The organism is Sphingobium sp. FG11 (assembly GCF_057809915.1).
On sequence record NZ_JBMDKW010000007.1, the window covers coordinates 173,698 to 186,120 of the forward strand.

Consider the following 12,423-nt stretch of genomic DNA (forward strand, 5'->3'; position numbering starts at 1 on the left):
GACCGGGGTTCGCATGAGCAATTAGCGCTCTATCAACATTAGATATTCACAAGTAGGCGGTGATACTAACGCACGATCATTCGTACGTTGATGACGCTCGCCTGCGACACGACAGGGAAGTTCATCATCATGACCAACAAGACGAGTTTTCAACGAGCGCTGCTGCTCTCGACCGCATTGCCGGCCGCTATCATGCTGACCCCATCGGTCCAAGCCCGTGATGTGACCGTTCCGGCACCGGTCGCCCCGGCTACGTCGGTCTCCGGCACCAGCGTCAATGCAGCGATCGTGACCGCGATAACCGCGCCCGATGATGCCAATTTGAAGCTCACGGTTCCTTCTGCATCCGCAGTGACGGGCAATTCCATCGAACTTAACCCCGCAGCGGGGCAGGGTGACGGCAAGATCGAGTTCCTCAACGGCGGTAAGGTCGGCGCGGTCGATTCCGCAGGCGCAGTCACCGATGGCGCGGGCGCCATCTTCAATGGCCGCGCTGCAGCCGGGTCGGCGAACAGCTTCACCGGAACGAATAATGGCCTGATCGCTGGCGGACTGCGGGCCATCGGCTTTGGTGGCGATGTCACGATTGCGAATGGTGGCGCGGTGCACAATGGCGTTGCCGCTTCGGGTCAAGGCAATGTGTCGGTGACGACCGCCGCCGCCGGCGCTGTGCGGTCGGGCAATGTCCTTGCCGCCTCGACGACTGTTTCGACGCCCGCCGCCACGGTTGATGGTATCACAAAGACGAGCCGTACCGGCGGAAAGGCCAGTATCATTCAGGCGGGTGACGCCGCCGACGCGGAAGACAATGTACGCGGCAACCTGAATGCTAATGGCCTGGCCAGCGCCGAAGTGACCGTTTCCGCCAAGGCTCGCAATGTCGTGGCAACCGCAGGTGGCTTGACTGAGACCGTGTCCGGCAGCAACCCGGTCGTCAGCGGCACGGTGACGACGACGACGACTCGCAGCGATGAGACGCGCGGCGGCGGGGTCGCCAAGGTGACTGTGACCGACGATGGCGATGTGGCATCGGTCACGGCCAACGGCGTTGGCGGGGCGGTCGCCGCTATCGACGGAGCCGTCGAGAATAATGTGAACGCCAGTTCGGCCGGATATTCCACCACCTTCACGCGAGTAAGGGCGATCGACGGCGCGACGGAAGTCAGCAACGCCGAAAAATCCACCCGCACGGCGGCTGGCAAGACGGCAGAGGTGGCAATCGGTCAGGACGGCGGCGTCGGCGGCAATGTCTCGGTTGCAGGCCAGGGCGGCGCGACGGCGGTTGTCGACGGCGCAGTAAAAGGCTCCATCAACCTGACTTCTGAGGCCACGAATGAAGTGCATGAAAGCACGCTTGCTTCTTTCAGCGACTCGTTAACGGCGGCGGGCGGTGTCGCGACGGGCACCGTCGGTGCGACCGGCTCGATCGACGGCAGCCTGATCGCGACCGGCGACACGGGTGTCGTCCTGTCCAATGCCGGTACGATCAAGGGCAATGTGTTTGGCACGTCGGGTCGAACGCTGACGAGTGCGAGCGGTAAGAGCGGCAATGTGACGTCGAGCAGCGCCACGCTGATCGAAAACAGCAACCAGGTTGAGGGTGTCGTCCGCGATGTGACGACCACCGGAACGGCGAGCTTCGCCAATGCGGCGGGCGGCCAGGTCCAGGGCGGTGTTTCACTCACCGCCGGCGGCGACGTGACCTATACCAACGACGGCTCCGTGTTTCGCGCAACAAGCCTGACCAGCCAGGGCGCGGATGAAACGACAACCACCAGCGGCTCGACCAAGACGTCGACCGCGATCGGCGTGCCCCCTGCGCTGGACGTCGTGACGAAGACTGATGAAAACAAGTCGTCGATCACGACCGCCAGCACCGGCGGAAACGTCACCGGCACATATGCCGGCGTCAACGGCACGGCGAATTTCGGCGTGTTTGGCGATGGTTCTGTGACCCAAGTCGCCGACAAGGCAAGCAAGGCGACGGTTTCGGGCGTGATCTATGGTGGCCTGACGTCGAAGGCAGGCTCGGCGAACAGCCAGTCCAGCGAAGAGAGCAAGTCGGTCGAGTTGCTGTCCGGCGGCAACGGCACGCGCAGCCTGACCGAATCGTCCAGTTCCGCATCCACCACCAACGCGGGCGGTGACAGCACGGTCATGGTCAGCGGCAAGCTATCAGCAGAGGGTGAAGCGGGCGCGATACCTTCGCTCTATTCCTCCGCCACCGGCAATAGCGCCGTGACCCTGTCAGGGACCGTCGATGGGGACATTGCGTCGGTTGCAGCGGCGAGCGACGGTAGCAGTAGCTCGGCCTTTTCGGCGTCCCAGACCATCACGGCGGGCGTCACGCGGACCGATAGCCTGACCGATACGACTGGTTTCGATTCCAGATCGGTTGGCGGCGCATCCACGGTCGATATCGCGGCGACAGGTAAAGCCGCTTCCAGCTCCGGCGGTGTCCAAGCGTCCGGCCGGACCGGCGCGACCGTGACGGTCGCCAAGGGCGGCACGGTCGGCAGTGCTGGCCATGCTGCGAATGTCCGCGCCAGCACAGGCGGTGCCGATGATGTCTATAAGCTTGAAGAGAGCTTTACGCGCGACGCGACGGCCGGCACGGCCACTGCTTCGCAAAAGCTCACCTATAATAGCGTGACGAACGCCGGCGTCGGCGATGCGTCGGTCGCGGTCGGCGGGACTGTGTTTGGCGATGCGGAAAGCGCGACCCCGCGGGGCAAGGCGACGACCACCGTCACCGGAACGGTCGGTGGCAACGCTTCCGCGACGGCCTATGGCACCGACCTTCAGTATAGCGAGACCACCGATTATGCCGGTAAGGTGTCGGCTTCGGGTTCCACTAGTTTCGGCACGCTGGCGCCTGCACGATCCAAATCTGTTGCCAGCTATAACCGCAAAGCGGTCGGTGGTGCTGCTTCGGTGCTGGTTGACACGGCCAGCGACCTCAAGAAACTGGACAAGGCAGGCGTTGCCGGATCGATCGACGCGACCGGCCTGACCTCGGCCGCCGCGACCATCGCCAGCGGATCGAAGGTAGGCGGTGATGTTGAGGCATATAGCCACTTCACCGATATAGCGGATGGTTCGACTACGCTGTATAACAGCGCGGGCGTGGCGACGGAGAGGCAGTCCAACTTCACCACCACGCTTGCCGGTGGCGATGCTATCGTGACCATCGGCGCGAAAAGCCAGATCGGCGGCGGCGTTTATGCCGACGGCGACAAGACGGCCGTGGTCGGCAATGCCGGTTCGGTGGGCGGATCGGTCTTTGCCGATGCGCTTCACTCGGTCGTCTCTACGACCACGAACGAAACGAACCTGAACAATGTCGGCCTGCGTCGGAGCGAGACGACCGACGTCTATACCGGGGTTGGCGGCAATGCTTCTGTCACCAACGCTTCAGGCGCGTTGATCGGCGGCAGCGTCTTTGTGGCGGGCGCTACCGGCGCCGTGACCAACAATGGCGGTATCGGCGGGACTGTGGTGCTGGGCAATGAGGTCTATAATCACAGCCAGACCGACGTAAGGACCGTCATCGCCACGACCCAGACGGTGACGCCGGCCGCGACCCTGACCAACCAGACTTATGTCCTCGACCAGAATAATTTCCTGGCCGGCGGCGTCAGTGTCGGCGGGGCGACCATAGACGATCCATTCGGCCGGGCCGACGCCCCCGCCGTGCTGACCAGCAATGTCAAAGCGACGGTCAACCTGAACAACGGGTCCGTCACCCTGGGTGATATCAGGGGGCAGCGCGATGCGGACACAGATGCCCGCCTGACCGACACCACGCTCAACCTCAATGGGTCGGGCTTCCTGGGAACGGATGTGTTCCGGGACAAGGCGCTGACCTCGCCCGAATATCTGCCCGAAGCGGTCAAGTCGAAGGAGGCGCTCGCGCTCGAAAAGAACCCGTTCGTCTTCTACAGCAACTACAATCCGGTTCGCATCCTGGGCGTCAACAGCGTCAACAAGACCGGCACGGGCACATTCGTCCTGAATCTGGCGGCGTATGACACCGAGTTCCCGGTCAGCCCGGATCGCTGGAGCGCGGACGTCGGATCGATCAACGTGAACGGCGGCGAACTGCAAATTACCGGCCCTGCCTATGACCCGACCGATCCCGACGGCCCCTATATCGGCATCAGGGGCGACATCACGGTCAATGGCGGATCGCTGGTCTTTGGTCGCCGCACCCTGGTGGACGGCGGGATCGTTGGCGGCAGCATCGCTTCGGGCGGCCGTGAAACGATCGAGGGCGTTCATGTCGTCCTGAACGGCAACTACTCCCAATCGGCCACCGGCACGACCGTCGTCGGCATCAACCCGTCGCTGGTTCGCTTCGCGCCGGTCACGATCGGGACGGTCAATGGCGGCGCCGAAGTGCTTGGTCCGATCGAAGCAGGGGCGAACGTGCCGTTCTTCACCACGCCCACCAACGGCACCTCGGCCCAGTCGACGCCTTCGCGCATCGACGTGACCGGCAAGGTGACGCTGGCCGGCAACGTGCTGGTCGATGTGACGAAGGATGCGATCTACTCGACAGGCGATGGCTATACGCTGTTCACCTATGGCGATGCCGGTAGCGCGGTCAGCGCGACGGTCACCCAGTCGATCAGTTCGCCGTTCGTCAGCTTTGAACTAAAGAACGACGCGGCGACCAAGACGGTCAACATTGCCGCCACGCGAGCGGGTTACGCCACGGTGGCAACCAACCCGAACGCAGCATCCGCCGCCAACGCCCTGGACGCTCTGATCCCCACGCTTGTCCAGAAAATCAGGGATGATGCCAATGGCGGCGCGGTGTTCACGACCGTCAGCGAGATCGGTCGGGTGCAGGACGCCGCGAACATCGTCTCCGGCCTTGACTGGCGCTTGAGCCAGGCTGGCGCGGCGCAGTTGTTCAACGAACTGTCATCGGCGGAGATCTATGGCTCGCTGGCGGCGATCGAGCAGAATTCGGCACTCACCGAATCCTTCGAGACGGCGTCGGCGGTCGGCATCGGCAAGTCCGGTGTTGGGTTGTGGATCAATCCGGTCGGCCGCTTCGCCCGTTATGGCGGAACGAAGTCGGGCGCTTCGAAAATCCGCGACAACAGCTATGGCGGCGCGGTCGGTCTGAACCTGGCCTATTCGAACCAGGGCGGTTTCGGCATCGGCTTCGCCTATGCGCAGCATGATATCGATGCGCGGGGCACGCCGGAATCGGCAAAGGCCAAGACCTACTCGCTGGGTGTTAACTGGAAGCACGGCTTCGGCCCGTTCAAGGCCGCCGCACAGTTCGTCTACGGCTTCTCCAACTTCGATGTCGCGCGTCGGCTGACGATCCTTGACCGCACCGCTACGGCGTCGTTCAAGGGACGTCAGTGGGACGGCAATGTCGAACTGGGATATGATGTCCTGGGCGGTGGTGCCGTCACGGTCCTGCCTTACGGTAAACTGGCGCTGCGGCACTGGTCGCTGGGCGGCTTCACCGAACAGGGTGGCGGGGGTATCGGCCTCACCTCCGATCGCGACTCAAAGACGGTGTTCGTGCCAGAACTGGGCGTGCGGTTCGGCACGGAATTGTCGAATGGCGGTGATGTCGCCATCCGTCCGTTCGGCAAGCTCAGCTACACGTTCCAGGGCGATGTCGGCAGCAGCCGCAGCTTCGCTTACGCTGCGGGTGGCAGCCCGTTCGTCCTCAACGGTGTGGACCCCAAGGGCTATGGTTCCATCGATGGTGGCCTTAACGCCGTGTTCAAGGACCGCATCGGTGTATTCGTCCAGGGCGGCCTCAATTTCGGTGGCTCGCAAAAGGGTGCCGAAGTGCGCGGCGGCGTCAACGTTGGGTTCTGATCCTGAGAAACCACGTGAATTCACCGTAAGTTACCTGGGGGAGTTTGGCGTAAGCCTTGCTCCCCCTTTCTTTTACGGTGTAGCTTGCGGCCAGGATTGTTGTGACACGTCGCCAACAGTGACCACTGAAACCAGAGAGAGGGGTCCTTGTTAGCGTCACGACTTGCCGTGATGATGATTTGAGAATATTTGGTCCGATCAGTTAATCGCGTCCCCGATGATCTTGGCATCCTGCCGCTGGGGAAGAGCGACAACCTCCCTCGGCCAAGGTTGATCCGACTTCACAACGATATGTGCGGTCGCGCCTCGATGGAGGGCAAGAAAGCGCAACAGCCGAAATTGCTGCTCGGATATATCCCGAACATCATAGCGCCAAATGGGTCAGCCCTCCTGGGCCAGGTATAAGGGATGGGCGTTGATAGCCCATCCCATTCTGCCGATTGTCATGCACCAGCCTTCTTGGCTTTGGGCTTGAAGTTAGCCTTGCGCTCGGCGATCGCGCCGGTCAGTTGCGGGTCGAGTTCGCCCGCGTTGAGGGCTTTGATGATCGACGCGATGATGCCGGGCACGTCAGCGAGGTTTTCAACCGCGACGGCGTTCATTCCCTTGGCAAATTCGAGGGGCTTGGAGCCATAACGCAACTGGAAGAACATTTTACCGCTGCTATCGGTGAACCAGCCCTTGCGAACGGTGCGCGGCGCGTCCACCCGGATTTGGTGGCCGGCTTCATTGATCTTGGTGATGCGCTTGGTGGCCTGGAACGGCGTTCCGGCGATTTCGGCCTCGGCCAACGCTTTCTGTTCCTCCAGATAGCGCAGCAGCTTCACGCGGAAGCCATGCTGCGACGCGCCCGGATTGGCCGGGCTGGCAGCGGTCAGCTTGAGGGACTTGAGGATCGACATGCACATCTCCTTGTGGTTTCGGACAAGGCGAGCCATAGTGTCGTCTTTCGTGAGAGCGACCGAAGAGTGGCGTTAACAGCCAGAAAAATAACAAAAATAATTCAGCCGCCATGAAGATGGATTTCAGGTATTTTCGCCGATCAAGCGATACACCGTGGCCGGACTGCATTGCAGTTCACGGGCGATGGCGCGGGGTTTCATGCCGGTGCCGTATAGTGTCTGGATTACGGCGGGATCGAACCGCTGCTTACCGCCACGATACACACCCTGGGCCTTGGCCTTGTCGATCCCTTCGCGTTGACGCTCCTGTCGTATGTCGAGTTCGAACTCAGCGACCGCCGCCAATATGCCCAACATGAGTTTTCCATGACTGGTCGTGGTATCGAGACCACCCTGTTGCAGGCATCGGAACCCCACGCCCTTTGTTGTGAGAGCAGCTACTATATTATGCAAATCCTGAGCTGACCGGGCAAAGCGATCGAGCCGGGTCACAACAAATGTATCGTCGTCTCGGCAAAAATCGAGCGCGGCTTTAAGCTGAGGCCGGTTCGATGCCGATTTGCCGCTCAACTGCTCCTGGAATATTTTCTCGACGCCGTGCGCCCCAAGCTGCTCGATCTGCACGTCGAGCGATTGGTGAGTGGTCGATACGCGAGCATAGCCGACAAGCATGGCCTCTCCTTCGGGCGGGTATAAGACCCTGCTGCGATTGTGTCTTTTTGGGGAGAGAGCAAGCCTGCCAAGACGCCTTTCCGAGGTCGGATCAATGTCTTGACAGACTGTAGTCTGTTACGTCATGCGCGCGGGCGCCAGCGATATTGCATCGCGCCCCGAGCCTTCTGCTTCTCCAACGGAAAGTCGGGCACCATCGTGCAAAGGCTGGTCAGGGTACGGCCGAACATATTCTGGTTGGTGCTGTCCCGGGGGAAGGCATCCTTTTCCCATTCCCGGTACGCATCATGCATCTCGCGTGCCGGCGTCCAATTCTTGTGAAGGTGGCCGAACTGCCGAACCCAGATTTCGACCGGACTCTGGTTGCGATTATCCTCCTGCTGGCTGCGCAGCATGTCCATCATGCCCATGGCGATCATGGGGTCGTCTTCGCGTTCGTCGATGCTCTGCCACAGCATCATCCAGTCGATGGCGTTGATCGCCGCGAAATCCGGTTCGCGGGAAAATTCCAGTTCCGCGAACCGGCGCACGCCCGTTTCATCGCGTATCAATTGCCCCAGGCTCTTGTTCGAGCAGCCGATGAAGGTCGCGCAGTTGCGCACCTGGGCGCTGCTGTTCTGCTTCATGAGCCGGATCGGGGCGCTCTCGCGCGTGATGAGATTCTTCACCTGGTCGACGTCGGCTTTCGAAAGCAACCCCATCTCGTCGAGGAACAGAATATAGGAACTCCATATGTCGATGGTCTTGTTGTCGGTGATGACCCCAAAATCCGTGCTGCTCTTTAAGTCGTCGAGCGGCGCGGTCATGCGCTCGACGAACTGGGTCTTGCCCTTGCCCTGCGCGCCGGTGATGACCGGCATGAGGTGATTGGTAACGGGAAGGCCATGGGCCTTGCGCTTTACCTGCCACATGAACTTGCGGATAACCGCAACGGCGAAGTCGGAACAGGTGGCTGAAACATCGAAGCAGGCCGTTTCCATGTCCTGCCACATCTTTTTGCCGAGGGGACCTGTGGCGCGGCCCTTCTCATAACCAATGGCCGTGAACGTATCGACCTTGGCCTTACGTGTCGTTTCTTCCTGCCAGGATGCGATGGCGTCGCCGATGACACTGTCTCGATAGCCCAGATACAGTTTTTCGCTCGTCAGCCGCAGTTCCCGGCCCAAGGCCGATAGGTCGTTGCCGTCGGCATTGGCGAGTTGAAAAGTTCTCCGAATGAGATCGGATTGATCGGCATTGCTCTCGTCAATGACCGCATCACCGACCCGGTAGGCGCGACTGCGCTTGACGATGCCCTTGGGCGACAGCACGATACCGTTGACCTGCGTGTAGCGCGTCACATAGTCCAGGGCATCGGCCGGCACGAAGCCGAGCGCCGCGCTGATCATCTTGTCACGCTGCCGTTTCGCCATGGCCTTGTCGAACGCTGGCTTGGTCATCACGCTATTGATGGCGAGCCAGTCCTTCAGGCTGGCATTATTTTCCGCAGGGTCGAGCAGATCAAGCACCGGCAATATGTTGATCTTCTCGCCCTTGGCCTGCTGCGCGGAGAGTTTGGTGATGATGGCGACCAGTTGCGCCGGATATTCCTCCAGTTCGGTTGGCGTCGTCGCGCCGGGCAGGAGTGTGAACTGAGGCCTTGCGCCTTCTTCTTGTTGCATGAAATGTCCTTCTTGAAATGATGAGCCCGCTGCGCGGGCTGGTACACGCAGCGGGTCGGCTATCATCACGTTGGACAAGGGAGCGCGGGCCTGCTGCCGAAGCGACAGCTACCAGCCTGCGCTTCGTATTTAATTATGCCGTGATGGAATGGAAGTTCGTGATATCGTCAGTTATATGGCAGTATAACCGACGATATCCTGCACATCCTCAACATATGGTGCGCGGTTATTTCCGGCCTTTTGCCACGCAGATGCGAAGGTCTTGGCTATCCGTGCAGGATGTGCAGCTTGTGTAGGATATTTTTATAGATAATATAAAAAGGAAATATTCTATGGTATTGGAAACAATATTCCCCAATATCTTCTCTATATCCTACACATTATGCACATGCCATTTTGGCGAGGCTTGAAGCTGCGAGAACCGGGCGCACGGCCCGATCCCCGCCGCCGTTGTGCTATTTGATCCCCTTCTTCTCGCGATACTTCCAATCCATGCTCTTGATCCAGTGATCGCGCGCCTGCTTCTTGGCCACAGGTTCGGGCGCCGTGTCGAAAGCATCATGGGTGATGGTCAAACCCCGCTTCGCGGCTTTCCTGTGCTCTAGGCCCTGGGAGAAATCCCAGGCATCATCCGGGTTCGACTTTTTCCTGCTCATGCGCCCCAACCTTTCGCGCGCAGTTCGGCCCGCTCGCGTTCATGCGCTTCGGCCCGCGCATCCTCTGGGAAATGAAAGATATCGCTACAGCGCGGATCGCGCGCAGTGATAGTGACACGCCGGCTACGGCATTTGCGCGGCATCTTCACAGCACGGCCCCCTGCGCTATGTCGGGCGTGATGCCCATATCTTCGAGATAATCGAGCAGGTCGCCATTGGTGGCCAGCCATTCCTGCTGGGAAATGCGTGCGACATAGTCGCGCGGATAGGCGCCGAGCGCATATCGCTCACCGTCGATGAAAACAAAATCTGAAAGCTTGGCCAAGGCCAGTCTCCTTCAAGCACAATTGATCCTCTTGGCCAACGCCACATGGCGCGGTTGCACGAATGCCTGGGGGGGCAATCCGATCTGATCAACTGGACAAGGAGCACATGCGCCTGTTCGGTCCGGTCTGGCCACGACTCGAAAGCGGCGGCTTGCAACGGCCTATAGCGCGTCCAGGAATTTATGAAAGCGGCTTAACCATCTTTTGCAGGCTTGGTTCATAATCCGGCCGGCGTTTACCATCGCGTAAAGATGCGTGCCTATGCATGCCTCGCCATCATGGAGGTCAAATGCTCACGCTCGTTCCCGATACCGCAAATGCCCGTCGCTTTAAGTTTGTATTCCCCGACGACATCGCCCGAAAGGTGTGGGACGAAGCTGTGACGCATCCGGACGCCCTGGCGGTGAATGGCCCCGCGCGTCAGGGTATCGCGAAGTCCATTGTCGCGCGCCTCATGCACGAGACCTTCAGGCTGGTCGCGCCCGAATATAAGCTGCTCAAGCAATGGCCTGATGTCGCCTATCATCTCGGCGCGGGCGTCGATCCCGGCCAACCGCTCACAATCTGGATGTCGGTCATGTTCACCCACGATGCGGACGCGCGGAAGTTTGTCCGAGGAATTTGGGCTATCCGGGCAAACGTGAATTAGCACGATGCTAGCACGATGTTTCAATAACCTTTGAAACTCAATATGCTATGGCCTACACATACCAACTGAAAATCGCAGTGTCGGCGGTTCGAATCCGTCCCCGGGCACCATTTGTTCTTTTTATCTCATCCAGCAGCATCCAGAGACGTCCAGGAAATGGCGGAAAACGTGGGTTTTTGACTGACCCATCGTCCCCGCTCGTCCCCGGGGGTACACTGTCAGCCACCCCTCAATCATGGTATTTTCATGGTATCCGGCAATTTGCCACTTCGGAGATACCATGATGGCCCTTACCGTGACGGCAATAAATGCAGCAAAACCAAAGGATAAGCCTTACAAACTGACCGATGGGCTGGGCCTCTACCTGCTTGTCACTGAGGCTGGCGGCCGCCTTTGGCGGATGAACTACAGTTTTCTCAAAAAGCAGAAGACGCTGTCCCTTGGTAGCTATCCCGAAGTGTCGCTCGCCAAGGCTCGCGAGAAGCGTTCGGCAGCCAGAGAGGCCTTAGCGGATGGCCGCGATCCTGCCGAAGTGCGCAAGGAAAAAATCCGCGAGCAGCGTGCCAAGGCGGAAGAAACCTTTCAGGCGATCGCCGATGAATGGTTCACCCGGCTAGAGTTGGAGGGCCGAGCGCCTAAGACGCTCCAGAAGATGCGCTGGCTGCTGGATCTGTCATTTCCGCTCATCGGTAACCGGCCAATTGCCGATCTTACGGCGCCGGAACTATTGGAGGTCCTGCGCAAAGTGGAGGTGCGGGGCCGATACGAGACCGCGAATCGCCTCCGCAGCACGTTCGGGACAATCTTCCGCTATGCGATCGTCACCGGGCGCGCCCAACGTGATGTCTCGGCGGATCTCCGTGGAGCATTGATCACCCCCAAGACGCAGCATCGCGCTGCGATATTGGAACCCAAAGCGCTAGGTGGCCTCCTGCGCGCAGTCGATTCGCACGAAGGTCAGCCTGCGGTTCGGATTGCCTTGAAGTTGCTCCCGCATATGTTCCCACGGCCGGGTGAACTCCGGATGGCTGAATGGAAGGAGTTCGATCTGGAAACGGCGATCTGGACGATACCCGCCGAGAAAACCAAAATGCGCCGCCCCCATAAGGTCCCTCTTACCAACCAGGTTCTGGCCATGATTGCCGAACTGGCTCCTATCACCGGCGGGGGCAATTTTCTGTTCCCCAGCATCAGGTCTGCCGATCGGTCGATCACCGATAATACTCTGAATGCTGCGCTACGTCGGTTGGGTTTCGGGAAGGACGAGGTTTCGGCCCACGGGTTCCGTGCCACCGCCAGCACGCTTTTGAATGAGATGGGTAAGTGGCATCCGGATGCTATCGAGCGACAATTGGCCCACGTCGAATCCAACGATGTCCGACGTGCCTATGCCCGCGGCACCCATTGGGATGAGCGCGTCAAAATGATGCAGCACTGGTCGAATTACCTCGATAGTTTGCAGATCGGAGGGACGATCTTGAAGGCAAACTTCAGGCGGAAGTAGCTGGCCCGCTTACGGTCAACAGTTGGGCACATCACTCTGTGGTTTGATCGCGCATCTACACGCCCTTGCTGTAGCGCGCGCTTGCGCGAACGTATCGATCGATGGCGGCGACATTGATCAGTTTATGCCCTTTAACGCATAATATTGTTGATTGCCGTTGAGAAGTGACCCGGGGAGGCCAGTAATTTCCACTGAGAAGT

8 protein-coding genes are annotated in these 12,423 nt (G+C 59.9%); 3 read left to right on the top strand and 5 right to left on the bottom strand.

All coding sequences use genetic code 11. The features are described 5' to 3' along the window. Positions 1-129 precede the first annotated feature (129 nt). Positions 130-5,853 carry an autotransporter domain-containing protein gene (locus tag ACODSN_RS08630; RefSeq protein WP_489054645.1) on the top strand — a complete coding sequence of 1,908 codons (5,724 nt, stop codon included), beginning with the start codon at positions 130-132 and terminating at the stop codon, positions 5,851-5,853. A 443-nt stretch (positions 5,854-6,296) separates the two neighbouring features. Here ACODSN_RS08630 and ACODSN_RS08635 read toward each other — a convergent pair whose 3' ends face one another. The 5 genes from ACODSN_RS08635 to ACODSN_RS08655 all read right to left on the bottom strand — a co-directional run bounded on the left by ACODSN_RS08635 (position 6,297) and on the right by ACODSN_RS08655 (position 10,069). Next, positions 6,297-6,755: a hypothetical protein gene (locus tag ACODSN_RS08635; protein ID WP_489054647.1), complete on the bottom strand. Its 459-nt coding sequence runs from the start codon at positions 6,753-6,755 to the stop codon at positions 6,297-6,299. Positions 6,756-6,878: 123 nt separating this feature from the next. Next, complete coding sequence (locus ACODSN_RS08640; protein WP_489054649.1) at positions 6,879-7,427, bottom strand: recombinase family protein; 549 nt, start codon at positions 7,425-7,427, stop codon at positions 6,879-6,881. 122 nt (positions 7,428-7,549) lie between these two features. Beyond that, the gene (locus ACODSN_RS08645; RefSeq protein ID WP_489054650.1) at positions 7,550-9,088 is read right to left on the bottom strand and encodes a VapE domain-containing protein; all 1,539 of its coding nucleotides are present in this window, start codon (positions 9,086-9,088) and stop codon (positions 7,550-7,552) included. Between the two features lie 455 nt (positions 9,089-9,543). After that, a complete protein-coding gene (locus ACODSN_RS08650) occupies positions 9,544-9,744 on the bottom strand; it encodes a hypothetical protein (RefSeq protein ID WP_489054651.1) in 201 nt (66 codons plus the stop codon). 145 nt (positions 9,745-9,889) lie between these two features. Continuing rightward, entirely contained in the window at positions 9,890-10,069 is a 180-nt protein-coding gene (locus ACODSN_RS08655; RefSeq protein WP_489054652.1) for a hypothetical protein, read from the bottom strand. Positions 10,070-10,359: 290 nt separating this feature from the next. On the opposite strand from ACODSN_RS08655, the gene ACODSN_RS08660 reads away from it, so the two are divergent. Both ACODSN_RS08660 and ACODSN_RS08665 read left to right on the top strand, forming a co-directional pair. Continuing rightward, positions 10,360-10,719 carry a hypothetical protein gene (locus tag ACODSN_RS08660; RefSeq protein WP_489054653.1) on the top strand — a complete coding sequence of 120 codons (360 nt, stop codon included), beginning with the start codon at positions 10,360-10,362 and terminating at the stop codon, positions 10,717-10,719. 283 nt (positions 10,720-11,002) lie between these two features. Further along, positions 11,003-12,223: a tyrosine-type recombinase/integrase gene (locus ACODSN_RS08665; protein ID WP_489054672.1), complete on the top strand. Its 1,221-nt coding sequence runs from the start codon at positions 11,003-11,005 to the stop codon at positions 12,221-12,223. Positions 12,224-12,423 lie beyond the last annotated feature (200 nt).